At 74.3% G+C, this 24,709-nt stretch carries 23 protein-coding genes and 1 riboswitch; of the genes, 15 read left to right on the top strand and 8 right to left on the bottom strand.

The window, feature by feature from the left end:
* Positions 1-87 precede the first annotated feature (87 nt).
* Complete coding sequence (locus ACFYYR_RS06975) at positions 88-894, top strand: thioesterase family protein (protein ID WP_388847767.1); 807 nt, start codon at positions 88-90, stop codon at positions 892-894.
* Positions 895-1,020: 126 nt separating this feature from the next.
* Here ACFYYR_RS06975 and ACFYYR_RS06970 read toward each other — a convergent pair whose 3' ends face one another.
* Positions 1,021-3,309 carry an endonuclease gene (locus tag ACFYYR_RS06970; protein ID WP_388847765.1) on the bottom strand — a complete coding sequence of 763 codons (2,289 nt, stop codon included), beginning with the start codon at positions 3,307-3,309 and terminating at the stop codon, positions 1,021-1,023.
* 238 nt (positions 3,310-3,547) lie between these two features.
* Here ACFYYR_RS06970 and ACFYYR_RS06965 point away from each other — a divergent pair, with 238 nt between their 5' ends.
* Both ACFYYR_RS06965 and ACFYYR_RS06960 read left to right on the top strand, forming a co-directional pair.
* Complete coding sequence (locus ACFYYR_RS06965) at positions 3,548-4,387, top strand: leishmanolysin-related zinc metalloendopeptidase (RefSeq protein ID WP_388847763.1); 840 nt, start codon at positions 3,548-3,550, stop codon at positions 4,385-4,387.
* 45 nt (positions 4,388-4,432) lie between these two features.
* Positions 4,433-4,912, top strand: a complete 480-nt coding sequence (locus ACFYYR_RS06960) for a hypothetical protein (protein ID WP_388847761.1) — start codon at positions 4,433-4,435, stop codon at positions 4,910-4,912.
* 179 nt (positions 4,913-5,091) lie between these two features.
* On the opposite strand, the gene ACFYYR_RS06955 is transcribed toward ACFYYR_RS06960, so the two are convergent.
* Complete coding sequence (locus ACFYYR_RS06955; protein ID WP_388847759.1) at positions 5,092-5,733, bottom strand: TetR/AcrR family transcriptional regulator; 642 nt, start codon at positions 5,731-5,733, stop codon at positions 5,092-5,094.
* 216 nt (positions 5,734-5,949) lie between these two features.
* Between ACFYYR_RS06955 and ACFYYR_RS06950 the strand changes: the two genes are divergently transcribed.
* The 3 genes from ACFYYR_RS06950 (at position 5,950) to ACFYYR_RS06940 (ending at position 11,582) form a co-directional block, all read left to right on the top strand.
* On the top strand, positions 5,950-7,587 hold the full coding sequence (locus ACFYYR_RS06950; protein WP_388847757.1) for an FAD-dependent monooxygenase: 1,638 nt from the start codon (positions 5,950-5,952) through the stop codon (positions 7,585-7,587).
* A 609-nt stretch (positions 7,588-8,196) separates the two neighbouring features.
* Positions 8,197-9,183: an HAD-IA family hydrolase gene (locus ACFYYR_RS06945; RefSeq protein ID WP_388848141.1), complete on the top strand. Its 987-nt coding sequence runs from the start codon at positions 8,197-8,199 to the stop codon at positions 9,181-9,183.
* Positions 9,184-9,185: 2 nt separating this feature from the next.
* On the top strand, positions 9,186-11,582 hold the full coding sequence (locus ACFYYR_RS06940) for a glycoside hydrolase family 65 protein (RefSeq protein ID WP_388847755.1): 2,397 nt from the start codon (positions 9,186-9,188) through the stop codon (positions 11,580-11,582).
* A 145-nt stretch (positions 11,583-11,727) separates the two neighbouring features.
* Here the strand turns inward: ACFYYR_RS06940 and ACFYYR_RS06935 are convergent, their stop codons facing one another.
* The 4 genes from ACFYYR_RS06935 to ACFYYR_RS06920 form a co-directional block, all read right to left on the bottom strand.
* Positions 11,728-13,008, bottom strand: a complete 1,281-nt coding sequence (locus ACFYYR_RS06935; RefSeq protein ID WP_388847753.1) for a mannosyltransferase family protein — start codon at positions 13,006-13,008, stop codon at positions 11,728-11,730.
* 159 nt (positions 13,009-13,167) lie between these two features.
* The gene (locus tag ACFYYR_RS06930; protein WP_388847751.1) at positions 13,168-13,623 is read right to left on the bottom strand and encodes a hypothetical protein; all 456 of its coding nucleotides are present in this window, start codon (positions 13,621-13,623) and stop codon (positions 13,168-13,170) included.
* Positions 13,616-14,113 (bottom strand): SigE family RNA polymerase sigma factor, encoded by a 498-nt coding sequence (locus tag ACFYYR_RS06925; RefSeq protein ID WP_388847749.1) that lies wholly within the window; start codon positions 14,111-14,113, stop codon positions 13,616-13,618. The genes ACFYYR_RS06930 and ACFYYR_RS06925 overlap by 8 nt, the downstream gene beginning before the upstream one ends.
* Before the next feature lie 241 nt (positions 14,114-14,354).
* Complete coding sequence (locus ACFYYR_RS06920) at positions 14,355-15,587, bottom strand: aromatic acid exporter family protein (protein ID WP_388847747.1); 1,233 nt, start codon at positions 15,585-15,587, stop codon at positions 14,355-14,357.
* 151 nt (positions 15,588-15,738) lie between these two features.
* Between ACFYYR_RS06920 and ACFYYR_RS06915 the strand changes: the two genes are divergently transcribed.
* Positions 15,739-16,476, top strand: a complete 738-nt coding sequence (locus ACFYYR_RS06915; protein ID WP_351503907.1) for a VOC family protein — start codon at positions 15,739-15,741, stop codon at positions 16,474-16,476.
* An 89-nt stretch (positions 16,477-16,565) separates the two neighbouring features.
* Entirely contained in the window at positions 16,566-17,132 is a 567-nt protein-coding gene (locus ACFYYR_RS06910; RefSeq protein ID WP_388847745.1) for a GNAT family N-acetyltransferase, read from the top strand.
* 257 nt (positions 17,133-17,389) lie between these two features.
* On the opposite strand, the gene ACFYYR_RS06905 is transcribed toward ACFYYR_RS06910, so the two are convergent.
* Positions 17,390-17,629, bottom strand: a complete 240-nt coding sequence (locus ACFYYR_RS06905) for a chaplin (protein ID WP_388847743.1) — start codon at positions 17,627-17,629, stop codon at positions 17,390-17,392.
* 241 nt (positions 17,630-17,870) lie between these two features.
* Here ACFYYR_RS06905 and ACFYYR_RS06900 point away from each other — a divergent pair, with 241 nt between their 5' ends.
* The 5 genes from ACFYYR_RS06900 to ACFYYR_RS06880 all read left to right on the top strand — a co-directional run bounded on the left by ACFYYR_RS06900 (position 17,871) and on the right by ACFYYR_RS06880 (position 21,617).
* Positions 17,871-18,587: a (2Fe-2S)-binding protein gene (locus ACFYYR_RS06900; RefSeq protein ID WP_388847741.1), complete on the top strand. Its 717-nt coding sequence runs from the start codon at positions 17,871-17,873 to the stop codon at positions 18,585-18,587.
* Between the two features lie 152 nt (positions 18,588-18,739).
* A riboswitch (cobalamin riboswitch) is annotated at positions 18,740-18,935 on the top strand.
* 28 nt (positions 18,936-18,963) lie between these two features.
* Entirely contained in the window at positions 18,964-19,656 is a 693-nt protein-coding gene (locus ACFYYR_RS06895) for an energy-coupling factor ABC transporter permease (RefSeq protein ID WP_388847739.1), read from the top strand.
* Entirely contained in the window at positions 19,653-20,021 is a 369-nt protein-coding gene (locus ACFYYR_RS06890) for an energy-coupling factor ABC transporter substrate-binding protein (protein ID WP_388847737.1), read from the top strand. The genes ACFYYR_RS06895 and ACFYYR_RS06890 overlap by 4 nt, the downstream gene beginning before the upstream one ends.
* Positions 20,022-20,025: 4 nt before the next feature.
* Positions 20,026-20,775 carry a cobalt ECF transporter T component CbiQ gene (gene cbiQ / locus ACFYYR_RS06885; protein WP_388847735.1) on the top strand — a complete coding sequence of 250 codons (750 nt, stop codon included), beginning with the start codon at positions 20,026-20,028 and terminating at the stop codon, positions 20,773-20,775.
* Positions 20,772-21,617, top strand: coding sequence for an energy-coupling factor ABC transporter ATP-binding protein (locus tag ACFYYR_RS06880; protein ID WP_388847733.1), 846 nt, complete (start codon positions 20,772-20,774; stop codon positions 21,615-21,617). Before cbiQ ends, ACFYYR_RS06880 begins: the two co-directional genes overlap by 4 nt.
* Positions 21,618-21,817: 200 nt before the next feature.
* Here ACFYYR_RS06880 and ACFYYR_RS06875 read toward each other — a convergent pair whose 3' ends face one another.
* On the bottom strand, positions 21,818-22,705 hold the full coding sequence (locus tag ACFYYR_RS06875) for a DMT family transporter (RefSeq protein ID WP_388847731.1): 888 nt from the start codon (positions 22,703-22,705) through the stop codon (positions 21,818-21,820).
* Between the two features lie 625 nt (positions 22,706-23,330).
* On the opposite strand from ACFYYR_RS06875, the gene ACFYYR_RS06870 reads away from it, so the two are divergent.
* Positions 23,331-23,894, top strand: coding sequence for a TIGR03086 family metal-binding protein (locus tag ACFYYR_RS06870; protein WP_388847729.1), 564 nt, complete (start codon positions 23,331-23,333; stop codon positions 23,892-23,894).
* Between the two features lie 168 nt (positions 23,895-24,062).
* Positions 24,063-24,392 (top strand): LuxR family transcriptional regulator, encoded by a 330-nt coding sequence (locus ACFYYR_RS06865; RefSeq protein ID WP_388847727.1) that lies wholly within the window; start codon positions 24,063-24,065, stop codon positions 24,390-24,392.
* Positions 24,393-24,709: the final 317 nt, after the last annotated feature.

The following is a 24,709-nucleotide window of genomic DNA, read 5'->3' as shown; positions in this document are numbered from 1 at the left end:
CTACTGACAGGTAACCTGGCGGTTCGCCAGCAGCCGGTGCGGGCACGGCGCCTCCTCCGGCAGGTCGTACGCGGGGAGGATTCAGCCATGGCAGCACCGTCCGACGCTCCGGACGCCTTCTTCGAGCCGCTCGCCGAGGGCCGTTACGCACCGACGGAGTGCACCCGGGGGCCGTGGGACCCGGACTCCCAGCACGCGGGGCCGCCCGCCGCGCTCCTCGCCCGGGCGGCCGAACGCCGGACCGGTGCGCGCGAGGACATGAGGCTGGTCCGGATCAGCTACGAGATCATCCGCCCCGTGCCGATCGTGCCGCTCGCCGTCGACGTCCGGGTGGCCCGCGCCGGCCGGAGCGTGGAGCTGCTGGAGCTCTCCCTGACGCCCGAGGGCGGTGACCCGGTGATGCGCGCCACCGCGGTGCGGATCCGGACGGCCGAGGACTGCGTACCGGCCGTGGTTCCCGGGCCGCAGGTGCCCGCCCCCGAGAAGTCCGGGACCAGGACGTTCTTCGAGGTCCCGTGGGACACCGGCTACCACACGGCGATGGAATTCCGGTTCGCCGCCGGGGAGTTCGTCGAGAACGGCCCGGCCACCTGCTGGATGCGGCCGCGGGTGCCGCTGGTCGCGGGCGAGCGGACCGGGGGCCTGGAGCGGGTCCTGCTGGCGGCGGACTCCGGCAACGGCATCAGCAACGTCCTCGACTTCCGGTCGCAGCTCTTCGTCAACCCCGACCTGACCGTCCATCTGCACCGCCACCCGGTGGGGGAGTGGGTGTGCGTGGACGCCCGGACGAGCGTGGACGCGGCCGGCATCGGCCTGGCCGAGGCGGCGCTGCACGACGAGAACGGGCCCATCGGCCGGAGTGCGCAGAGCCTGTTCGTGGGTCCGCGCGGCTGAGGGGGCCTCGACCCCTGAGCCCCCGGGGGCACCCGTCACCGGCGGCACCGCCTCTTTGCGGGCCGCCGGTGGGGCTACTTCTGCCGGTGGGGCCACTTGGTCACGGGTCCCCGGGCCCGGCGACGCTCACGGCCAGGCGGCGCTGAAGTCGATCTCTTCCGCCCACTGCGGGTTGTCTATCAGCGGGTTCCGGTTGCCCTGGATCTCGAAGATCGCCGCATTGCGGTGCCGTTCGTAGTCGCTCACCGGGTCCTCGGCGTGCCAGGACAGCAGCAGGTCCAGGCGCTCCTGCGGGAACTCGCCCTCGGCGTCGCCGATGAGCTTCGGGTAGCGCAGCAGGAAGTAGAGGGTGGCCCGGGCCACCGTGCCCTTCCCCGCCGACGGCTCGAACTTCTTCGTCTCCCGGCGCCCGCAGTCGTTCCGGACGGCTTCCTCCCGGTCGGGGAAGTCGAAGTAGGGGATGTTGCCGCGGAAGCTGTTGCACCCCGACTCGCAGGCGAACAGATGGTGCAGGTCGCCGCGCATCGGCTCGTCCTTGCCGAACCAGGACTGCGGGACCACGTGCTCGCAGTTGAACGGCAGGGCCGCCTCCAGGGCGTCGAGCTCGGCACCGAGGGCGGACGGATCCGGGGCGCTCTCGCGCCGCAGGAACTCCTCCCAGCGCCCGATCCGGGCGTCCTCCGCGGCGGCGTCCGCCCGGATGAACTCCTCCGGCGAGAAGTTCTTCCCGGAGTAGATGCTGCGCAGTTGCAGATCCGGGTGGAGATCCACCCACGGGTAGACCATCCGCATCGGCTTGTACGCGGGCCGGCGCTCGTGGGTGGACTCCAGCAGCCGGGCCAGGGCGCGGAGCAGCCCGGAAGCGGAGGTGGTCCGGATGTCCGCGTAGTAGGCCTCGCGCGCGGCCCGGTCCTCCTCGGCCTCGTAGTACGGGCGGGTCCGGCCGGCCTCCAGATTGACCAGCGCGGCATGGACGTCCTGGTCGGCGGGCCGATGCCCGTTCAGCTCCACCGGGGGAGCCGCAGGCGTGGCGCCGCCGGCCGGTCCGGCGGCCGGGGCCGCCGCGGCCACGGGCGGAACGGGCCCGGGAGCGACGGAGATCCCGGGGGCCGACAGGCCGACGCCCACGCTGACCCGCAGCGGAACCGTCCACTGCATGACGCCGCCGGCGGTGCCGGGTGCGGTCGCCGGGGCCGCGCCGGTGGCGGCCGCCTGGGGTATCGACGGGGCCTTCCCGTTGCCGGCCGAGCCGTTCGTGCCGTGCGCCGCGGATGCCGGCCCCGCCCCCGGGGAGAGCGTCGCCGGGGATGCTGTCGCCGGGGAGGGAGTGCCCTCGTCCGGAAGCGGTCCGCCGTCCGCCGCGAACACCTGCTCCCGCAGCTCGGCGGCGGTGGTGCTCAGCGGGAACTGCCGCAGCGCGTCCAGCACCCGGCTGATCCGTACGCCCTCGTTGGCCTTCCACGCCAGCCGCTGTTCGCCCATCTCCGGGCTCCAGCGGGTGCCGTCGACGGCGAGCAGATCCCCCGCGGCGTCGGTCCGCGGAACGCCCGAGTGGTGCAGGGCGACGACCTCCCACTGGTCGTTGAAGACCGGCGAGCCCGACGAACCCGGTGCGGTGTCGGTGTCGTAGTGCACGAACATCTCGAGCAGGTCCACGACCTGGTTCTCCCGCAGCGCCAACTGCTTGGGCTCACCGTTGGGGTGCTGGATGATGTTGACCAGCTCTCCCAGGATGACCATGCCCTGCGCCTCGCTCAGCCGCAGATGGCCGAAGGAATCGAGCGGAACGCCGTCCGGCCCGCGCCCGGCCACCGCGACCAGCGAGAAGTCGAGGGCGTGGTCGGTGACGAAGAACCGCTCCGGCTGCAGGTCGAAGGTCACCGGGGCGAGCGGCCGGCCGGTCACCCCGGCCTCGAAGTTGAACGCGATGATCCCGCGGCTCGCCTCCTCCGCGGTGCGCAGCACATGGTTGTTGGTCATCAGCAGGGACGGGGACACCATGAAACCGGTGCCGTGGTGGGCCTCGCGTCCGCGGACCGTCACCCGCCCGATCGACCGTCCCGCCAGATAGCCGGCCTGCAGGAACCGGACCTCGATCAGATCGTTCCGGCCCATGAGGCGTTCCAGGCCGAGGACGTCGGCGCCGAAGCTCTCCGGTTCCAGGGGCAGACTGCTGCCCGTGGTGGCCCGGGCGGGAGTCCGGTCGAGTGCGCTGGCCAGCGACCAGTCCACACCCAGCCGCGCCAGACGTTTGTTGACCCGCTCCGGAGTGTCCGCGTACAGGACGCCGCGGCGGTCCAGTGCCTCGCGGCCCTGCTCCCGCTCTGTGGCGCGGTCGTCGTAGCGGCGGAGGGTCTCCTCCATGCGGGAGAGGTAGTCGGGTTGCGCCTGCGCCGGGCGCTGCGCGGTAATCACAGCCGCCTCCTGGTCTCATTCTTGTGCGTGCTGAGGGGTGGTGTGTGCGGCCGCTTCCTCCATTGTGGACCCGAAAGGCATGTCCCGCTCACTCGAACGGCGTAATCCGTGCCATGAATGCGGATGTCTTCCGCACTTGTTTCCCTTTCAATTCTCGACCGCTCAACAAGCGATGGGGCAGGCCTTTCTCCTATGCTCGGTCAGGGGGAACAAATCGATTCTCGGCTGAGGAGCGGCCATGTGCCAGCACCGCACCTACAAGGCAGTCGCCGAGCTCTCCAGGGCACGTGAACTGGCTGCCACGACATCACCGTTCACCATCGAGGTGCAATTCGTCGGAGGGCTCACCAGCGGTCAGGAGCAGGCATTCGTGCAGGCCGCGGACCGGTGGGCCCGCGTCATCGTCGGTGATCTGCCGACCGTCGTGCTCGGCGGCGACGTCATCGACGACATCCTGATCCTCGCTCAGGGCGTTCCCATCGACGGCACCGGAAAGATTCTGGGGCAGGCCGGTCCGACGCATCTGCGGCCACCGGGCGCGGATCCCTCGGCCCTTCTCCCGGTGCGCGGCATCATGTCGTTCGACACCTCGGATCTGGCCCGGATGGAATCCGAGGAGACGCTCAACGATGTCATCACCCATGAAATGGGGCATGTGTTGGGCATCGGCACCCTCTGGGAGCCCAAGGGCCTCCTCAAGGATCCCCGGACGGCCAATCCGAATTTCATCGGCGACGGGGCCATGGACGAGCACGGACAACTCCTCGGTGGTACACCGGCACCGGTTCCGGTGGAGAACACCGGTGGGCCCGGAACCGCCGACGGCCACTGGCGGGAGACGGTGTTCCGCAACGAGCTGATGTCCGGGTTCATCGCCACCCCCGGGAACCCGCTGAGCCGGCTGACGGCGGCGAGCCTGGGCGACCTCGGGTACCAGGTCGACCTCGCGGCCGCGGAGCCCTACGAGCTGCCCGACCTCCTCGAACTGGCCCGGGCCGGCGAACTGGTGGCGCACACCGCGCCGACCGACGCGGGCATGGTGCTGCCGGTCATCCCCATGGTGCTCCCCGCGGCCTGAGGCGGGGGCTCCGGCCGGACGGGCCGCCTTCCGAAGGGTGCTTCGATGTCCGTGTCCCTCGCCCCCGAAGCCGTTGTCCTCGACACCGTCGAGCGGTACTTCGACCTCCTCCAGGCGCACGCTTCGCTACGCGAGATGTACGACGCCGTGCTCACCGGGGACTTCGAGACCGGCTTCGCGGGAGGCCGGATGTGGCAGGGGGAGTCGGGGCTGGGCGACTTCCTCGAGGCGCGGTCGGTCTTCTTCGACGAATCCCACGAGATCCTGCAGATCCTGGGCGCCCGGGAGAGCCCGCGCGGGTCCCTGCACGCCCGGACCCGCCTCCGCTTCTTCCTCCGCAGCCGCGAACCCGGGGCCGCCAGGAGCGACGAGTACACCGGGCAGGCCATCCACGCCTGGCGGATGCGCCGGGACCCGCGGAGCGGCGACTGGCGGGTGGCGGCCCAGATCGTGCAGGGCTTCGCCCTGCTCGACGCCAATGCGAGCAGGCTGTTCTCGGCGACCGACATCGGCCTGGAGGCCTGAGGGCGTGCCCGTGAGGCGCGGGTGGGTTCTGCGTCGTTGCCGGACGGGATGAACGGACCGGCAGCGGGCGGTGGTTCAGGGCCGGGCGCCGGTGGCTCTCCTTCGAGAGGTCACGCCCGGGTCCGGGTGAGGTGCGGATCGGGCCCGGCCCGGAGCAGCCGCCCGGCCCCGTCCCCGGCTCAGCCGAACCGCTCGGCCAGCCCCCCGCCGAGCAGCCCGAACGCGCGGTCGGCATCCGCGACGGCCTCCGGGTGGACCTCGTCGGCCGTCCGTCCCTCCGACAGCTTCCGCCAGTTCTCCCGGGCCAGGACCTGGAGCACGTTGACGATCTGAGTGGCGGCCAGCCGCGGCGCCGGATCGGAGGGTTCGGCGGACACCGCCTCGCCCAGGGCTCCGGCCAGCGCCTCCTCGTTGCGCGAGCCGTACCGCACCAGGCGGGCCAGCAGGCTCGGAGTGGCGTACAGCAGGGCGTGAAAGGCCAGCACCTGAGGGTGGTCGTTGAGGCCGCTGACCGGATCGCGCGCCCGCAGCCGCTCGTGCAGATGCCGGTGCAGCGCGGTCAGGGGTGACTGGCCGGGGGCGCGGTCGCGCACCACCCGTGCCGCCTCGTCCTGATGATCGGCGATCCGGTGCAGGACCAGGTCCTCCTTGGCCGGGAAGTACCGGAACAGGGTCGGCTTGGAGACCTCGGCCGCCGCCGCGACCTCCGCCACCGACACTCCGTCGTACCCGCGCTCCAGGAACAGCGTGATCGCCGCGTCCGAGATGGCCTGGTGCGTCCGTGCCTTCTTGCGTGCCCGGAGGCCCGACTGCTCGCTCACGGCGTCACGGTAGCACCTTGCGTGACCGGGAATCGATCGTTACTGGGTTGCGTTTTTAACCGAGTTGCGTTTTGCTTCGGGGGCCGGAGCACGACATGACTCCGGCGCGACCGGCGATCAGCCGGGACCGACCCCCGGGCACGCCGCCGGCCCCACCGGCGAGCGGAACCGGGCCCGCCCACCGGAGTACGACACACCGGGGACAAGGAGCTACGCATGACCACCGTGCTGATCGTGGGGGCGGGGCCGACCGGCCTGACCCTCGCCTGCGACCTCGCCCGGCGCGGCGTCGCGCTGCGCGTCATCGACCGTGCCCCGCGGCATGTCCGCACCTCGCGCGCCAAGGGCCCCAACCCCCGGACCCTGGAGGTCCTGGAGAACCTCGGCGTCCTCGACGCCGTGCTGGCCACCGGCTCCGCCCCTCTGGCGCTGCGCAAGTACCGCGACGGCCGGTGGATCGCCGACAGCGATCCGTTCGAGAACTCCCGCCCCACCCCCGGCGCCCCCTACGACCGGGGCCGGCTCATGGCCCAGTGGCAGCTGGAGCAGGTCCTCCGGGACCGGCTCGCCGAGTACGGCGTGCGCGTCGAACCGGGCGCCGAACTCACCGGCCTCGCCCAGGACGACACCGGGGTGACGGCGGAGCTCGCCGACGGCAGCCGCATCACGGCGCGCTACCTGGTGGGCTGCGACGGCGGCCACAGCACCACCCGCAAACTCCTCGGCGTCCCGCTGGAGGGGGAGACCGCACCGGAACAGTCGATGGTCTGCGGCGACGTCGTGGCCGAGGGGCCCGAGCGCGACCGCTGGCACCAGTGGTTCGACGAGGACGGCGCCGTCATGCTGTGCCCGATCCCCGGCACCCGGTCCGGCTGGTGGTTCCAGGCCGCGCCCGAACGCGACGCCGACGGGACTCCCGTCGCCCCGTCGCTGGAGAGCTTCCAGCGGCTGTGCGACCGGCACACCGGCACCGCCGTCCGGCTGACCGAGGCCACCCTGCTGTCGACCTACCGGGTCAACGTACGGATGGTCGACCGGTACCGGGTGGGCAGGGTCTTCCTCGCCGGAGACGCCGCGCACGTCCACTCCATCGCCGGCGGACTGGGCATGAACACCGGCATCCAGGACGCCCACAACCTCGGCTGGAAGCTCGCCCTGGTCACATCCGGCCTGGCGGGACCGGGACTCCTCGACACCTACCAGGAGGAACGCCTGCCGATCGCCGCCTGGACGCTGGAAACCTCCTCCGCGGGGATGCGCGCCGTCCTGGAGGCGATCAAGAAGCCGGGCGGCGGGCTGGAAGCGGGGATCACACCCGAGACGTCCGCGCTGGGCCTGGGCTACCGGTGGAGCTCCCTCAGCCAGGACCGGTCCGGCCGGCACGACACGTCCGGAGCTCCGGCCGGGGCCCCCGGGGCGCCGTCCCGTGCCCCGGGTTCTCCGGCACACGCCTCCGCCGGGGACGACGGGGACACCCGCCTGCGGGCCGGCGACCGGGCGCCCGACGCACCCTGCCGGGACACCGCCACCGGTACGCCCCGCCGCCTCTTCGAGGTCTTCGCCGGGCCGCACTTCACCCTGCTCGGCTTCGGCGCGGGCAGCACCGCCGCCCTGCGGGAGATCGCCGCGGAACGGGGCGACACGGTACGGGTGTGCGCGGTGGACGCCGGGCCGCAGGCAGCGGCCGGAGGGCAGGTTCCCGGCCTGGACGATCACGGCGGGCACGCCCGGTCCGCGTACGGAACGGACGGGGACGCCCTGGTGCTGGTCCGCCCCGACAACCATGTGGGCCTGCTGGCCCCGGCCGACGGCACCCGCGCGGTCCGGGACTACCTGGACGGGCTCGGCCGCTGACACCGCCGGGCCCGGCCGGGGCCGGCGGTGTCAAGGGAGCCGCGGCCACCGCCGGGCCCGGCCGGGGCCGCCACTCCCGCGGGAGCCGCGGAGGAACGGGCCGGAGGCACGGTCCGCTCCTCCGCGGCCGTCGCCCCCGAGCAGCCGGACCCCGGCCCGACCGGGCCGGTACCTCGCGGGGGAGTCGCGAGCGGGAGGGCCGGTCAGGCACCGCGGCCGTCGCCCTGAGCCGTCGCGCCCGGCCCGGCCCCGGGCGGGCCCGCTGCGCTGCGTGACCGGCCCTCGCGGGCGACAGTGGAGGGGCAGCCCCGCGAAGGGAGGGACGAGGCGATGGCCCCGACACCTGCCGGGCCCGGCAGAGCGCCCCAGGAGCGGCGCGGGGCCGCACCGGAGCACCCCGGCGCGGCGCCCGCCGAGCCCCGTGCGAACCTCCGCGCGCCCCACCCCGGGAGGTCGCACGGCACCGCGCCCGGGCGGGCCGCGGCACCGGAGTCCCCGTCCGGCGGCGCGTCCGAAGAAGCCCCGGGGCCGTCGCACCGGGGTGCTCACCACGGCCACGCCCCACCAGCCGGAACGGAACGCGCCGCACCGCGCGACGCGTACCCGCCGGTGCTGCCGCCCCTGCGTGCCGTGGTGTTCGACACCGACGGGGTGATCACCGACTCGGCCGGGCTGCACGCCGCGGCCTGGAAGGTCGCGTTCGACGCCTGTCTGCGGGCCGCGCCGGCGGACGACCGGTCACCCTCGGACGGGCCGGCGGACGACCGGTCACCCTCGGACGGGCCGGCGGACGACCGGTCACCCTCGGACGGGCCGGCGGACGACCGGTCACCCTCGGACGCGCCGCCGGACGACCGGTCACGCGGCGACCGGCTGACGGACGACCGGCCCAGCGGCACGGAGGACCGGCGCACCGCTGCCGCCCCCACCCGCGCCCCGCCCACCGGGGCCCACCGCACCGTCGACCGGAGGCCGTTCGACCTCCGTGAGGACTACCGGCGGTACGTGGACGGCAAGTCCCGGCTGGACGGCGCCGCGGCCTTCCTCACCGCCCGCGGGCTCGCCCTCCCCGACGGCCGCCCCGACGACCCGCCCGGCACCGCCACCGTCCGGGCCGTGGCCGCCCGCAAGGAGCAGGTGTTCACCGACCGGCTGCGGGAGCACGGCATCGCCCCCTACCCCGGCACGGTCCGGCTGCTGACCGTGCTCGCCCGGCACGGGGTGCCCTGCGCCGCCGTGTCGGCCTCCCGGCACGCCACCGAGCTGCTCACCCGGGCCGGCGTCCGGGAACGGTTCGCGGCCGTGGTGGACGGCAACGAGGCCGCCCGGCTGGAACTTCCGGGCAAGCCGCACCCCGCGCTCTTCCTGGAGGCGGCCCGCCGGCTGGGCGTCCCCGCCGCGGACGCAGCCGTGATCGAGGACGCCCTCGCCGGTGTCGAAGCGGGCCGCCGCGGAGGGTTCGCCCTGGTCGTCGGAGTGGACCGGACCGCCGGTCCGACCAGCGCCGATGATCTGCGCGAGCACGGTGCGGACCTCGTGGTCCGGGACCTGGCCGACCTGCTGGCGCGTCCGGGCCCGGCGGCCGCGGGGGAGTGACCATGGCGGAGTGGACCTGGGAGTACACCGGATACCACCCGCCGGAGGAACGCCTGCGGGAATCCCTGTGCACCCTCGGCAACGGCTACTTCGCCACCCGCGGGGCCACGCCCGAGAGCGTCGCCGACGACGTGCACTACCCGGGCACCTACGCCGCGGGCTGCTACAACCGCCTGGATTCGATCGTCGGGGACCGCCGCATCGAGAACGAGGACATGGTCAACCTGCCCAACTGGCTGCCACTGCGCTTCCACGTCCGGACCGAGGACGGCTCGGAGCCGTGGTTCTCGCCGGACGGGGCCGAACTCCTGGAGTACCGGCAGGGCCTGGACCTGCGCGGCGGCACCCTCGTCCGCCACATCCGGTACGAGGAGCCGGACGGGCGCCGGCTGCGCGTCGAACAGATCCGCCTCGTCCACATGGGGGACCCGCATCTCGCCGCGCTGCGCACCGAGTTCACCCCCGAGGGCTGGACCGGCGAGATCGTGGTCGAGTCGGCCCTCGACGGCGAGGTGACCAACGGCGGGGTCCACCGCTACCGGGACCTCAACGGCAGCCATCTCACGCGACTGCACACCGGCGCCCTGGAGCCGGACGCCGTCTGGCTGACCTGCCGCACCAACAGCTCCGACATCGGAATCGGCATGGCCGCCCGCACCACCGTCACCGGCCCGGACCCCACCGCGGCCCGGCTGCACATCACCCCTGCGAGGGCCGCCCATCTGCTCACCCTCCCGATCTCGCCCCAGCACCCGGTCACCGTCGACAAGGTCGTCGCCCTGCACACCTCCCACGACCCGGCGATCAGCGACCCCCTCCAGGCGGCCCTCGACAACCTGGCCGACGCCCCCGGATTCGCCGGGCTCCTGGAGTCCCAGGCAGCCGCCTGGGAGCAGCTGTGGCGGCGCGCGGAGCTCGACGTCTCCGGCGAGGCGGGCCTCATCCTGCGGCTGCACCTCTTCCACGTCCTGCAGACGCTGTCGCCGCACACCGCGGAACTGGACGTCGGCGTGCCGGCCCGCGGGCTGCACGGCGAGGCCTACCGGGGCCATGTGTTCTGGGACGAGCTGTTCGTGCTGCCGTATCTGAACCTGCACTTCCCGGAGGTGTCCCGGGCCCTGCTGAACTACCGTCACCGCCGGCTGCCCCAGGCCTGCCGGATGGCCGGCGAGGAGGGGCGGGCCGGGGCACGCTACCCGTGGCAGAGCGGCAGCGACGGACGCGAGGAGACCCAGCAGCTGCATCTCAACCCCCGCTCGGGGCGCTGGCTCCCGGACCACTCCCGGCTCCAGTACCACGTCGGCTCGGCCGTGGCCTACAACGTCTGGCAGTACTGCCAGGCCACCGGCGACACCGAGTACCTGCAGACCAAGGGCGCCGAAATGCTGCTGCAGATCGCGCGCTTCTGGGCGGACTGCGCCGTGCTCGACCCCGCCCACGACCGGTACTGCATCCGTGGCGTGGTCGGACCGGACGAGTACCACGACGCCTACCCGGACGCCACCGGTCCCGGGCTCGACGACAACGCGTACACCAACGTCACGGCCGCCTGGGTGCTCGCCCGCGCCCTGGACGTGATCCGCGACCTGCCCGAGCCCCGGCGGCAGGAGCTGTTCGGGCACGTGGGGCTGACGGACGGCGACCCCGAGAGCTGGGAGGACATCTCGCGGCGGCTGCGGGTGCCCTTCCACCGGGGCGTCATCAGCCAGTTCGACGGCTTCGGCGACCTCGCCGAGCTGGACTGGGGCGGATACCGCGAACGGTACGGCGACATCCGGCGGCTGGACCGGATCCTGGAGGCCGAGGGCGACACGGTCAACAACTACCAGGCCTCCAAACAGGCCGATGTGCTGATGCTGGGCTATCTGTTCTCCCCGTCCGAACTGGCCGGCCTCTTCCACCGCCTCGGATACCGGCTGGACGCCGAGACGTGGCACCGCACGGTCGACTACTACCTCCACCGCACCTGCCACGGATCCACCCTCAGCGGCCTCGTCCACGGCTGGCTGCTGGCCCGCCAACGGCGCGCCGAGGCCTGGTCGTTCGTCCGTGAGGCACTCGAAGGGGACGTCGCCGACCTGCAGGGCGGCACCACCGGCGAGGGCATCCACCTCGGCGCCATGGCGGGCACGCTCGACCTGGTGCAGCGCGGCCTGACCGGGCTGGAGACCCGTCAGGACGCGCTGCTGCTGGATCCGGTGCCCCTGCCCGAGCTGTCCCACTACGGGCTGTCGGTCCGCTACCGCAACCACTGGGGGGTGACCCTGGGGCTGAGCCCCGGCGAGCTGCGGATCGGCGTGCCGCCCTCGGCGGAGCCGCCGATCACGGTGGTGCTGGCGGACACGACGTTCCAGGTCGCGCCGGGGGAGACCCGCCGCCTGACGCTGCCCCACGGCTGACCGCACTGCTGCGACGGCCGCCCGGGCGACGATCCGCCGGGCCCCGTGGCAGGACCGGGCCATGCGCTCGGCCCGTTCCGTCGTCGGCCCCGGCGCGGCCCGCCCACCGGCGGCACCGGCCGACTCGGCCCGTCCACCGCCCGGTTCAGCCCGTCCACCGCCCGGTGAGAAAGCTGATGGCGAAGACGGTCATCAGCGGCGGTGCGACGCAGAGGCAGACGGTCCCGAACCGGGGCCTGCGCAGACTCCACCCGGCCAGCGCGATCCACAGCGGCCACCACAGGAGCGTGGCCCGGGGGACGGACGTGTACCAGTAGGAGGTGCCCAGCGCCCACAGGCTGAGCGCGATGTACACCGCTTCGGGCCATCGGCGCTGCCGCACCAGCAGGCCGAGCAGCAGGAGTCCGACGAGTCCGGCCAGCAGCTCGGCCTGGAACATGAAGGCGTACCCGGTGGCCTGAGTGTGGGCGAACGCGGCGTCCCAGGTGTTCCGCCAGGCATCCCAGGGGGCGTGGAAGTCCCGGTACCAGCCGCGCTCCTGCGCGTGTTTCCAGGCCATCCAGTCGCCGGTGTGCGCGTGGAGGTACCAGGTGTGGAGGGCCGCCGGCACGGCGGGCAGGGCCACCCAGGGCAGGGCGGACCGGTCCCGTCGGCCGCGGAGGGCGAGCGCGAACCGGACGGCGACGGCCGCGGCGAGGAAGAGACCGCTGATCCGGACGGTGGTGGCCAGTGCCGTCAGGACGGCGGCGAGCGGCCAGGCACGCCGCTGTGCCGCGAGCCAGGCGGGCAGGGCGAACGCGAGGAACAGCGCTTCGGTGTACCCGGCGGCGAGGAATATCGCGCAGGGGGAGAACAGGAAGAGCAGGACGGTGCGCCGGCCCCCGTCCGTGCCGGGCAGGTGCAGCCGGGCGATCCGGGCCAGCGCCACGACTGCGACGGCGCCGGCGACGAGGGAGATCAGCAGGCCGGCCGCGGCCCAGTCCGGGACCACGACGTGGACGGCCCGCAGCAGGAGCGGAAAGCCGGGGAAGAAGGCCTCCCGGTTGTCCCAGCCCGTCAGCCACGGGCCCGCCCCGTCGGGGAAGTACCCCTCGCGGGCGATGTCCCGGTAGTGGTGCCAGTCCCACTGCTGAAAGGGCGCCAGCACGGGCGCGCTGTCACGGGCCTTCCGGTCGGCGGGGAACAGCCACCGGGTGCAGTGGGCAGTGATCCACACCCCGGCCCGGGTCAGCAGGTACAGCAGCAGCACCTCGCGGTCGGCGGGACCGAGGACCGGGAGCCGGCGGCCCCGGACGGCCGTCCGGACACGGCCGCCACCGGAGCCACCGGCCCGCGTGAGCCGCGCCGGAGCGCCGTCCGGTCCGCCGCCCGGCGCGGTGGGCGGGTGCGGACGCTCCTGGCGAACGCGGGTGGTCGTCACGGGCATTCGGGACACTCCTTGTCGGACGCGGGCATGCGGGCCCGCCCGACGGCAGTCGTCGGTTCACGGGCGGCGGAGCCCGGGGCGAACGGGACTCCCGGGCGGGATCCCCGCGGCGGGGGCCGGGCTGAGGCCGGAGGGGCAGGCCCCTCGAGGCCCCGCGGCTCAGGGGCCGGACGCCGTCGAGGTGGGCGCCGCCGAAGTGGTCGGCGCTCCCGGCGAGGTCATCAGGGGCGGGGTGCTGGGCCCCTCCGTCCGGGGGCCGCCCGGCGGCGAGGTCTGTGTGGACGACGCGGAGGCGGAGGGCCGGGAGGCCGGCCCGGAGGAGGGTGTCGCGGAGGGCCCGGGAGGGGACGGCAGCGAGGACGTCTCCGGTACCGGCGGGGTGCCGGCCGGTCCGCTGGTACCCGTACGGCCGGGGCCGGGCAGGAACCCGGCGACCGCCGCGCCCGTCCCGCCGAGGAGCAGGCAGGCGCAGGCCGCGCAGGCGGCGATCCGGCGGCGGCGCGCCAGCCGTCCCCGCTCGGCGATGAGCGAGACGGGCGCCGAGTCGGCCCGGGCCTGCCCGGTGGCGGCGGCCTCCCGGAACAGGAGCCGGAGGGGGTCGTGGAGCTCAGGCACCGGGGGCCTCCTCAAGGCGCGGGTCCTGCAGTCGGTGGGAGAGCGCGGCCCGGCCTCGGGCCAGATGCGTCTTGACGGTGCTGGCGGACAGACCGGTCTCCCCGGCGATCTGCTCGACGGTGAGGTCGCACACGTAGTGCAGCGTCATCGTCCGGCGCTGCTGGGCCGGGAGCAGGCGCAGCGCCTCCACCAGCGCCACTGACTCCGGCCCCGGCCCCTCGACGTGCGGGGGCGCCCCGCTGGAGTGCCAGGCCTCGGCCGTCCGGCGCCGGAAGCGCCACCGGCTCACCGCCAGCCGCCAGGCGACCGTGCGGATCCACGCCTCGGGTCGGCCGTCGCGGTCGAGCTGCCGCCGGCGGCTCCAGCCCTTGACGAAGGCCTCCTGCACCACGTCCTGCGCCTCGTGCAGGTCGCCCAGCATCACGTACAACTGCCCCGTCAGCCGTGCGACCGTCAGCGCGTAGAACTCTTCGAACTCCTCGACGGTCAACGGCCACTCCCCCGGATCTCTCTGTCTCACCCGGCATACGCCCGGCGGACCGCGTCCGGTCTACACGGGACGCGAAGAAACGGAGTGATGCCCGTCACACGCCTTCCGGGGCTCGCGCTCTCCGCCCACGGCCGGCGCGCATCCCCGCCGCGCCCCGACCTCCGCACGCTCCCTGTCGCTCAGGCCCGGTGCGCTCACGCCCGGTGTCGCTCACGCCCGGTGTCGCTCAGGGGCGGTGTCCTCAGGGGCGGTGGCGCCGGCGCCGCGCCCGCCGCTGCGCCGACCGCGCGGCCCGGCGCATCCGGTGCACCGGGCTCGACCGGACGGGATCCTGCCGGTGCCGGTCGAGCTCCTCCGCCAGCCACTGGGAGCGCCGTTCGACGTCCAGCTCATTGAGCAGCCGGTCGACGTTGGCCAGCAGCGCGCCGTGCAGCTCCCACCGGTCCGGCTCCCGGGCGGACTCGGTGAACAGCAGATCCGCGATCCGCTGCCGGTCCTCCCGCCCTTCCGTCAGGGCCCTGGCCAGCTCTCCCTCCGCCACCTCGGCGTTGGAGCTGACCTGAGCCGTGATCAGGCGGCCGAAGCTGTCGACGGCGTCCGCGATGTGCAGGAACAGCTCGCTCAGCACGGCGGCCACCTGCCCCTCGTACACCGGTTCGCTCCGCCGCCGGTGCGACAGGTCCGTCAGCGACCGGCACAGGGTGCGCAGCACCACCGCGCAGATCTCCAGGGTGTCCAGACCGCTGCGCAGCACCAGCCGGGCGAGCAGCCCCTCCCGCACCCGCGGATTGAACTTCATGCTCTCGTCGGCCCGGTTGAGTGCCGCGTCGACCTGGGCGATCTCGTTGTCCAGCACCCGCGCCCCGTGGAGCCAGCGGACCGCGTCCTCCCGGGTCGCCCCGCGCTCCAGCTCCCGGGAGATCTGCATCAGCAGCGTCCGCATCCGCCGGCCGAGACCGGCGATGGCCTCACCGGCGGGCTCCACCAGCACCGGCGGCGCGACCAGGGCGTTCAGCAGAATGCCGGTCGCCGCACCGATCAGGGTCTCGGCGACCCGGCTCCACGCCGCCTGGGCCACATGGCTGACGCCCAGCACGAGCATCGCGCTGATCGCCACCTCCGGCACGAACTCGTCGACGCGCACCATGTGCCCGACCACCAGGGAGGCGAGGATCAGCAGCCCCAGGCTCCACCAGCTCAGTCCCACCAGGGCGCTGAAGGCCGAGGAGATCAGCACGCCCGCCACCACGCTGTTCACCCGGCGCATCCCGCTGGTGAGCGTCGCGTAGAGACTGACCTGGACGACCAGCAGCGCCGTCAGCGGTGCGAGCAGCGGCGGCGGCCCGCCGGAGATGAGCCACTCCGCGGCGGCGAAGGCGAGCGTCGCGGCCACGGTGCAGCGCACCGTCTGCACGACGATCGGCTCGTTGCGCCGCCGGATCAGGCCGACGACGGTCTCCCGGACTGCAGGCACAGTTCACATGATCGCGTCAGGTCGGGCGGGAGCGTCACCTGCGCCGGTCCATCCGGGGTGGGTCGGCGGGCGAACGGATGCGGCGGATGGCACAGTGGCGGACATGTCCTCCACGCGCGCGGTGCACGGAGTGCCTTGCTGGGTGAGTCTGATGACGCGGGAACTCGAGGCCGCCCAGAGTTTCTACGGAGCGGTGATGGGGTGGACGTTCCGCCCCGGCACCCTGGGCGACGAATTCTGCGTCGCCCTCGCGGACGGACGGCCGGTGGCCGGCATCGGCGCCCTGGCCCACACCATGGCGGTCCCCGTCTCCTGGACCGTCTACTTCGCGGCCGAGAGCGCCGACACCGTGGCCGCCCGGATCCGGGAGCGCAGCGCGACCGTGGCGGTCGGCCCGCTCACCTACGGCAAGGGCCGGGCCGCGCTGGCCGCCGACCCGGCCGGCGCGGTGTTCGGCTTCTGGGAGGGCGAGGTCCTCCCCGAATGGCGCGTCGGCGCCGGCTCCGCCCCGGCGTGGCTGGAACTGCGCACCCGCGACGCCTTCGCCGCGGCCATCTTCTACGCGGAGGTCTTCGACTGGGCCTCCGGACGGCCCGACGGCTGCGAGGTCGAGTACGAGCACGACGCCGTGGTGGTCCTGGCCCGCGGGCAGAAGGTGGCGCGGCTGCGCGGGGGCGGTGTGGAGGCGGATCCGGACCCGCAGGTCCGGCCCCGCTGGAACGTCTACTTCCGGGTGCCTGACGTCGATGCCGCGGCCGAGGCGGCCGTCCGGGCGGGCGGCACGGTCACCGGCGAGCCGGACGACTCCTCGATCGGCCGCTCGGCGACCCTCCGGGATCCGCAGGGCGGCCTCTTCACGGTGACCACGGGGACCGGCGCCGCCGCCTGAACACCGCCGCACCTGAACACCACCGCCTGAACACCTGCGCACACCTCGCCGAGAGGCCGGTGCGCCCCGCTCCGGTTAGCGTGAGGAGCATGTATGCGCCGCTGCGTACGGAACGGCTCGTGGTGCGCGACTGGACCCCCGGCGACGCCGAGGCCGCGCTGCGGATCTACGGCGCCGAGGAGGTCGCCCACTGGCTGACGCCTGCCATGCACCGGGTCGGCGACCTCCCCGCGATGCGCGCCGTCCTCCAGGCGTGGGAGGAGTCGCAGCCCAACCTGGTGCGGCCGTCGGGACGCTGGGCCGTGCAGCGCCGGGAGGACGACCGGGTGGTCGGCGGGGTCGTCATCCGGATGCTGCCGCCTTACGACGAGGACCTGGAGATCGGCTGGCAGCTCAGCCCCGACACCTGGGGCCGCGGCTATGCGACGGAGGCCGGTGCCGCGGTGGTCCGGTGGGCGTTCGAGCAGGGCGTGGACGAACTGTTCGCGGTCGCCCGCCCCAACAACACCAAAGCCGCGGCGACGGCCCGCCGGATCGGCATGGAGTGGGTGGGGGAGACGACCAAGTACTACGACATGCGGCTCAACGTCTACCGCATCCGCCCCTCCGACCTGGCCGAACCGGTCCGCATGCCGACCGACCGCGCCCACGGCTGACGCGGGGACGTCGCGGCGGGTCCGGGCATCGGCGGATCTTGACATCGGGGGTGCGGGGGCCGCGGAGGCGGGGAGGGGGAGTGCGGAGACGGGGGCGGTGCGAGAGCAGGAAAGTGGCGCCCGCCGTCCCGTGGACGGGCGCCACAGCCGAGGGGGCGGAGGAGCCGGAACGCTGCCCGGCGTGCTCCCCTCAGCGGTCGGGGCCCGGGGGCCCCGAGGACTCACCGGTCGACAGAGCCCTGCCGACCGAAGGAACCTCAGCGGTTGGCGCAGGAGTTCCCGAGGGCGGGGTTGGCGACACCGATGACGCTCACGGTGTCCCCGCAGGCGTTGACCGGCACGTGGATCGGGGCCTGGACCAGGTTGCCCGAACCGAGGCCCGGGGAGAGCATGGCGGCACCCTGGGTGCCCGAGTCGGCGACCGCCGCACCAGCGGCGGCGGAGAGGGCGGCACCGGCAGTGGCGGCCAGGACGGCGGCCTTGGCAATACGCGACATGACGCAAACTCTTTTCAGTCGTACAGAAAGAAACGTCCCTGCCTGTGACAAGCAGGGAACCGGATCAACGCACCGGACGAGGTGAAGATGCGCCTCGTGGACGGCTTTGGCCCGATCGAGTGATCGACGGGCGACGTGTTGCCGCCGTCCCTCCGCGCGAGTGCGAAGCGTCCCGCCCCGGGGTCCTCCCGGCCGCCGCCGGCCCGTACGGGAGAATCCGGAGGCGACGGAGAGGAGCCACATGCCGGGGATGTCCATGGCCGCCGGCCTGCGCCGGGTCGCCGAGGCGGGGCCGTTCTTCGCCGTGCGGACCGCGGAGGCGCCGGGAGAGGGGCCGCGCGCCCACGGGTATGTGCCGCTCGCCGAGCTGGACGCGGGCCCCGGTCCGCTGCGCGCCCGGATCGCGACCGTGGCCGGCCGGCTGGGCACGGACGAGCTCCGGGTGGGCGCTTCCCTCGTCTTCCAGGGTCTCGCGGCCCGGCTGTGGTCCCTCGCGCTCGGCTCCGCCGTGCTCGCCGGCGCCCTCCCCGACCTCTCCCCGGAGCGCCTGTGGTGGCACCCGGACCGGAGCGCGCCGGACGAACTCTGGCTGCCCGGCCCCGTGTCGGCGGCGGATCCCGGCACCTCGGCGGACCGGCTGCGCACGGCGGTGGTCGACGCCCACCTCGTCCCCCTGCACCGCGCCGTGCGGTCCGTGTGTCAGGTTTCGGGGCAACTGCTCTGGGGCAACGCCGGGTCGGCGCTGTTCGGCTCGTACCGCGTCCTGCGTGACGGGTGCCGTGCGCAGGGCCGTACCGAGGCCGCGGACACGGCGTCGGCGCTGGTCCGGGAGCTGTTCCGGGAACCGCCGCTGCACGGCACCGGCACCCTCGCGGGCGGCACCTTCACCCGGCGCAGCTGCTGTCTCTACTACCGGGTCCCGGGTGGCGGGTTCTGCGGCGACTGCGCGCTCGCCTGAAGCGACGGCCACCACGGAATCGCCCGCGGGACCGTGAACATGCTCACGCGAGGGGCGCGTGGTCGGTCGCCCGCGCCCCGGAAGCGCACCGTGCTCCAGCCTCCGGTGGTGGCCGATACCAACCCCCGGTTGTGGCCGGAGCGTGCTGCCCACTAACCTCGCAGGGCCTTGGTGTACGGGAAACCGGTGATGAAACCGGTGCGGCCCTCGCCACTGTGATCGGGAAGTCCGGTTCCACCCTTCGGGGAGCCACTGGGACGCCGAGCCGCCGGCTCGGTGCCCGGGAAGGCGGAGTCCGGGCGGCACGACCCGTCAGCCAGGAGACCGGCCGGGGCGCGTCGTCCATCCACGAGGTGCTGGAGAGGTTCGCTTTCCCATGCATATAGCCGAGGGGTATCTGCCCCCGTTGCACGCGGTCGCCTGGAGCGCCGCCGCTGCCCCGTTCGTCGTCCACGGCGTCCGGTCCCTGTCCCGCGAGGTCAAGGAGAACCCCGAGAGCACGCTGCTGCTCGGCGCCTCCGGAGCCTTCACCTTCGTTCTCTCCGCCCTCAAGATCCCGTCGGTGACCGGCAGTTGCTCGCATCCGACGGGCACCGGCCTCGGGGCCATCCTGTTCCGGCCGCCCATCATGACGGTCCTCGGCACGATCACCCTGCTCTTCCAGGCGCTGCTGCTCGCCCACGGCGGACTCACCACGCTCGGGGCCAACGCCTTCTCCATGGCGATCGTCGGCCCCTGGGCCGGATACGGGGTGTACCGGCTGGTCCGGCGGCTGGGCGCACCGCTCATGGCTGCCGTGTTCGCCGGGGCGTTCGTCGCGGACCTCAGCACCTACTGCGTCACCAGCCTGCAGCTCGCGCTGGCCTTCCCCGACCCGGGCACCGGAGTCCTCGGCTCCCTCGCCAAGTTCGGCGGCATCTTCGCCGTCACCCAGATCCCGCTGGCGGTCAGCGAGGGCATCCTCACCGTGCTGGTGATGCGCCTCCTGACCCAGTCCAGCAAGGGGGATCTGATCCGGCTGGGCGTGCTGTCCCGCTGCGCGGACGAGCAGGAGGCCGTTGCCCGATGAAGCGTCACACCAAGATCAACCTGCTGTTGCTGGCGCTGGTCGTCGCTCTGGCGGTGCTGCCGCTCGCGCTCGGCCTCGGGGACCACAAGAAGGAGCCCTTCACGGGCGCCGACGCCCAGGCCGAGTCCGCGATCACCGAGATCCGGCCGGACTACGAGCCCTGGTTCAGCCCGCTCTACGAACCGCCGTCCGGCGAGGTGGAGTCCGCGCTGTTCGCCCTTCAGGCCGCGCTCGGCGCGGGCGTCCTGGCGTACTACTTCGGGCTGCGCCGCGGGCGCCGTCAGGGTGCGGAGCAGGCCGCGTCCCAGGGCGGCTCCGGGGCCCCGGGCGGGGCGGCGACGCCGGACCGCGAGACCGCGGCCTAGCCGCGTGCTGCCCATCGACGCGGCGGCGCACAGCAGTCGCTGGCGCCGCCGCCACCCCCTGGACAAGGCCGTTCTCGCGCTCGGTCTGACGGTGTCGGCGGTCTGCCTGCCGCCGTGGCCGGGGTCGCTCCTCGTCGCGGTGGCCGCGCTCGTCCTGCTGCTGGGTCCGGCCGCCGTGCCGCCCCGTCAGCTGTGGCGGGCCTACCGCATTCCGCTCGGGTTCTGCGTCACCGGCGCCCTGCCGCTCCTCGTCCGGCTGGGCGGCCCGCACGGCCCGCTCTCCCTGGCTCCGGACGGGCCCGCGCACGCCGGACAGCTGCTGCTGCGCACCTCCGCCGCGTCGCTCGGGGTGCTGCTGTTCTCGTTCACCACGCCCCTGTCCGACCTGCTGCCCCGGCTGGCGCGGGCGGGCGTGCCGCCCGCGGTGGTCGATGTCGCCCTGGTCACCTACCGGATGGCCTTCCTGCTCCTGGACACCGTCTCCCGGGTCCGCCAGGCCCAGGCCGCCCGGCTGGGCCAGTCCGGACGGGCCGCGGCCTGGCGGTCGCTGGCCGGACTCGGAGCCACCGTGTTCGTCCGGGCGTTCGCGCGGGCCGCCCGGCTCCAGGCGGGGCTCGCGGGCCGCGGCTACGACGGCTCCCTCCGCGTCCTGGTGGCCGACGCCGAGGTCTCCCGGCGCTTCGTGGCCGCGTCGGTCACGCTCCTGGCGGGGATCGCCGCCCTCACGCTCGCACTCGAAAGGCTCACCCCATGACCGCAGGACCGCACGTGGTGGAACTCCTCGGCGCGGGATACGCCTACGAGGACGGGCCGGCCGTCCTGGACGACATCACCTTCGGCATCCGCGACGGCCGCAGCCTGGCGCTGCTCGGCCGGAACGGCAGCGGGAAGACCACCCTGCTGCGGCTGCTCAGCGGAGGCCTCCGGCCCTCGGCGGGCGAGCTGCGTCTGGAGGGAACCACGGTCTCCTACGGCCGCGCGGGGCTCACCCGGCTGCGCACCACGGTGCAGTTGGTGGTCCAGGACCCGGACGACCAGCTCTTCGCCGCATCGGTCGGGCAGGACGTCTCGTTCGGCCCGATGAACCTGGGGCTCCCGGAGCCGGAGGTGCGCGAGCGCGTCGCGGACGCACTCGCCGCGCTGGACATCACCGCGCTGCGCGACCGGCCCACGCATCTGCTCTCCTACGGACAGCGCAAGCGAGCGGCCATCGCCGGAGCGGTGGCCATGCGACCGCGGGTGCTCATCCTCGACGAGCCGACGGCGGGCCTCGACCCGCACGGTCAGGAACGGCTGCTGGAGGTGCTGAGGCGGCTGCGGGCGGCGGGCACCACCGTGGTCATGGCCACGCACGACGTGGACCTGGCCCTGCGCTGGGCGGACGACACCGCCGTGCTTGCACCGGACGGCCTGCACACCGGGCCGACCGCGGAACTGCTGGCCGACGGGCGGCTGCTGGACGAGGCCCGGCTGCGGCGCCCGTGGGGGCAGGCGGCGGCCGAGGTACTGCGGGCCCACGGACTGCTCGGACCGGACGCGATCGGGCCGCGGACGCCGGAGGACCTGGCGGGGTACGCGGTGGCGCGAACGGCCTGATGCCGGATTCCCGGGCGATCCCGGGTATCGCGCCGGTCCCGGGGCCGGGTTCCGGTTTTCGGGGGCCCGGCCCCGGCATCCGGTCCGGCATCTCGTCAGGCGCTTCGTCCCGGTGCCGCGGCCTGTCCCGGGTCCGGGGCGCCGGATGCGTTCCGGTCACGGTGTCCGGTTCTGCGTCCCCGTCAGGCGGGCCGGGGCGGTCAGCCTGTGGTCAGCAGGGGCGGCCCGTCCTCCCGCACGCCGGGAGCGGGGTCGGGAATCCGGCCCGGGGGGCCGTCCGCCGTCAGGACCACCAGACCCCATGCCGTGAGCGCCCCGGCCGCGAGTGCCGCCGGAACTCCGGCCGCGCCGAAGCGGAAACCTTCGTGCAGCAGCCCGATGCCCACCGCCGCGGCGGCCACCGGATTGACGACCGTCACCGTGGCCAGCGGTGCGGTCAGCCCGCCTCCCCGGTAGGAGGCCTGGGACGTGACCAGTCCCGCGACCGCCAGCAGCGCCACCACGCCCAGGGCCGGCAGCTCCCCGGTCACCGGGACCGACGGCCACGCCTCCGCCACCGACTTCACGAACACCGACGCCATGCCGAAGCACACCCCGGACGCGCCGGCCAGCAGGACACTGCGCGCTCCCGGCCGCCGCGCCCGGCGGCTCAGGAGGACCAGGACCGTCACCGTCGCCGCGGTCCCCACCGCCACGCCGGACTGCTCACCGCCGGTCAACGGCCGGGACTGTCCGCCCTCTCCGGTCAGCAGCAGGAGCCCGGCCAGCCCGGCCGCGGTCAGCAGGGCGCCGCGCCGCCCGGCCGGGGTGGTCCGCCGCCGGACCGTCACCGCCGCCATCGGCAGGACGAACACCAGGGTCAGGACGCCGAGCGGCTGGACGACCGTCAGGGGGCCGAAGCCCAGGGCGATCACATGGAGGACGCCGCCGGCCCCGTTCAGCACGGCCGAGGCCCACCAGTCGCCGCGCCGGAGCAGCGCCGTCCGGAGCGATGGCGTGCCCGCCACGCGTTCCTGCAGGACGGCGGCTGCCGCGTAGCAGACGGCCGACGCCAGGCACAGCAGCACGGACAGGGGCAGGGGGCTCATGGGCGCCCCCGCCTCGCCCGCTTGCTGATCATGTGGTCAACGATGGGCGAACCATGGCCAGTTGTCGTCGTCTTGGCGGACGCACCTGACATACACCGTATGGTGTACGCCGGGCCGCCGGGTCCGACTGCCGGTGGAGGCCCGGGTGCACACCCTGGACGGACGAGCGGCGCCCGGCACTCCTGCCCAGCCGCAGTCGCGCACATCGGCCCTGGTCGGAGCCGGCCCGGCCGTTGCGGCCCGGCCGGCCGGGGACACCTAGGGGCGCCCGGCGGGCGGGGGCGCTGCCGGTGCGCGGGACGGCCGGACGGCCCCGATGATCCGAAAGGCGGGTCTGAACCGGCCAGGACGGGGTACCCATCGGCACGTCGGCGGGGAAGCCGCCGCACACCGTTCGGATCCAAGTCCGGGAGGCACACGATGACGCACCCCGACCCCGTACCCCCCACCCCGACTCCTCCGCCCGGTCCCGGCCCGGGGCCAGGTCCGGGACCGGTGCCGGGGCCGGGCCCCGGTCCGCTGCCGCCCGACCCGATTCCCCCGGTGCCGCCGGGGCCGAACCACCCCGAGCCGAGCCCGGAGCCCCAGCCCGCGCCGGCACCCCCCGCAGGAACGGCCTGAGGCCGTGGAACTGCTCCGGGCGTTCGACGCCGCCCGCGCGGAGTTCGCCCAGCGGGTGCACGGGGTGGCGGCCGGTCAGTGGACGGCCGCCACCCCGTGCACCGAGTGGTCGGTCCGCGACCTGGTCAACCATGTCGTCGGAGAGCAGCTGTGGGCGCCGCCGCTGCTGGGCGGCGCGACGCTCGACGAGGTCGGCGACCGGTTCGACGGCGACGTCCTCGGCGATCACCCCACGCGGGCCTGGGACCGGTCCGCGGAGCAGTCGGCCGCCGCGTTCCACCGGGACGGCGCCCTCGACGGCACCGTGCAGACAGGCGCCGGCCCCACTCCCGCCACGGAGTACGGCTGGCAGATGACCACCGATCTCGCCGTGCACGCCTGGGATCTGGGGCGCGGCATCGGGGACGACGAGCCGCTGGACGAGGCCCTGGCGGCCGCGGTCCTCGCCTTCGTCGAGCCGCAGGCCGCCGCCTGGCAGGGCGTCGGGGTCTTCGCGCCCCCGGTCCCGGTGCCCGCATCGGCATCCGCCCAGGACCGTCTCGTCGCCCTGCTCGGCCGCCGCCCCTGAGCGGCGCCCCGCCGGACAGAGCGGGGGCGCACCGGTGCCCCCGCCCATGCCGCGCGGACGGCCCGGCAGGCGCGGAGGCCCGCCCGGAAGGAGCCGACGGCCCCGGGATGTGCGGGGCCGTGCCCGGTGCGGGTGCGGCGCCCCGCCCCCGGCAGCACAGTGGTACGCATGGAGAAGATCTCGCTCAGGACCGTGGCCGAGGAGCAGCTCGCCCTGGCCAGGGAGGCACCGGCCGGCCGCGCCGCCGTGACCCCGCTCGGCGGGACGGGCCGCCAACTGCGCCACACCTTGATCGCGCTCAAGGCCGGTGCCCGGATGACCGAGCACGTCAGCCCCGGCGAGGCCACGGTGCTCGTCCTCACCGGACGGATGCGGCTGGAGAGCGACGACGAGGCGGTCGAGGCCGTGAACGGCGAACTCATCGTGCTGCCGCCCACCCGGCAGGCCGCTGAGGCCGTCGAGGACTCGACGGTGCTGCTCACCGTCGTGAAGCCGTAGTCCGGACGGTTCCGTGCCGCGCCCGCGGCACGGGGGCGCACCCGCCGAACGGCGTGCGCCGGCACTGCGGCGCGCGGGCGGAACGGAATGCGCCGGACCCGGGGCGCCGCGCGGAACCGTCGTGCCCGGCCGCGGCGCGGAATTCCGCAACGGCCGCGGCACGGAGCCCGCGAGCCGGCTGCGGACCGACGCACGCCCGGACCGAACCGGACCCCTGATACGTCCGACAGCCGTCCTCTGCACAGCCCATGGCGCCATGCGCCGCGCGGTCGGGTCCGAGTCCACCGCCGTGCCTCGTTCGCTGCCTTCGCCCAGGC

This window comes from Streptomyces sp. NPDC001922 (assembly GCF_042891165.1).
Lineage (GTDB): Bacteria > Actinomycetota > Actinomycetes > Streptomycetales > Streptomycetaceae > Streptomyces.
This window is presented reverse-complemented; position numbering and strand designations above follow the sequence as displayed.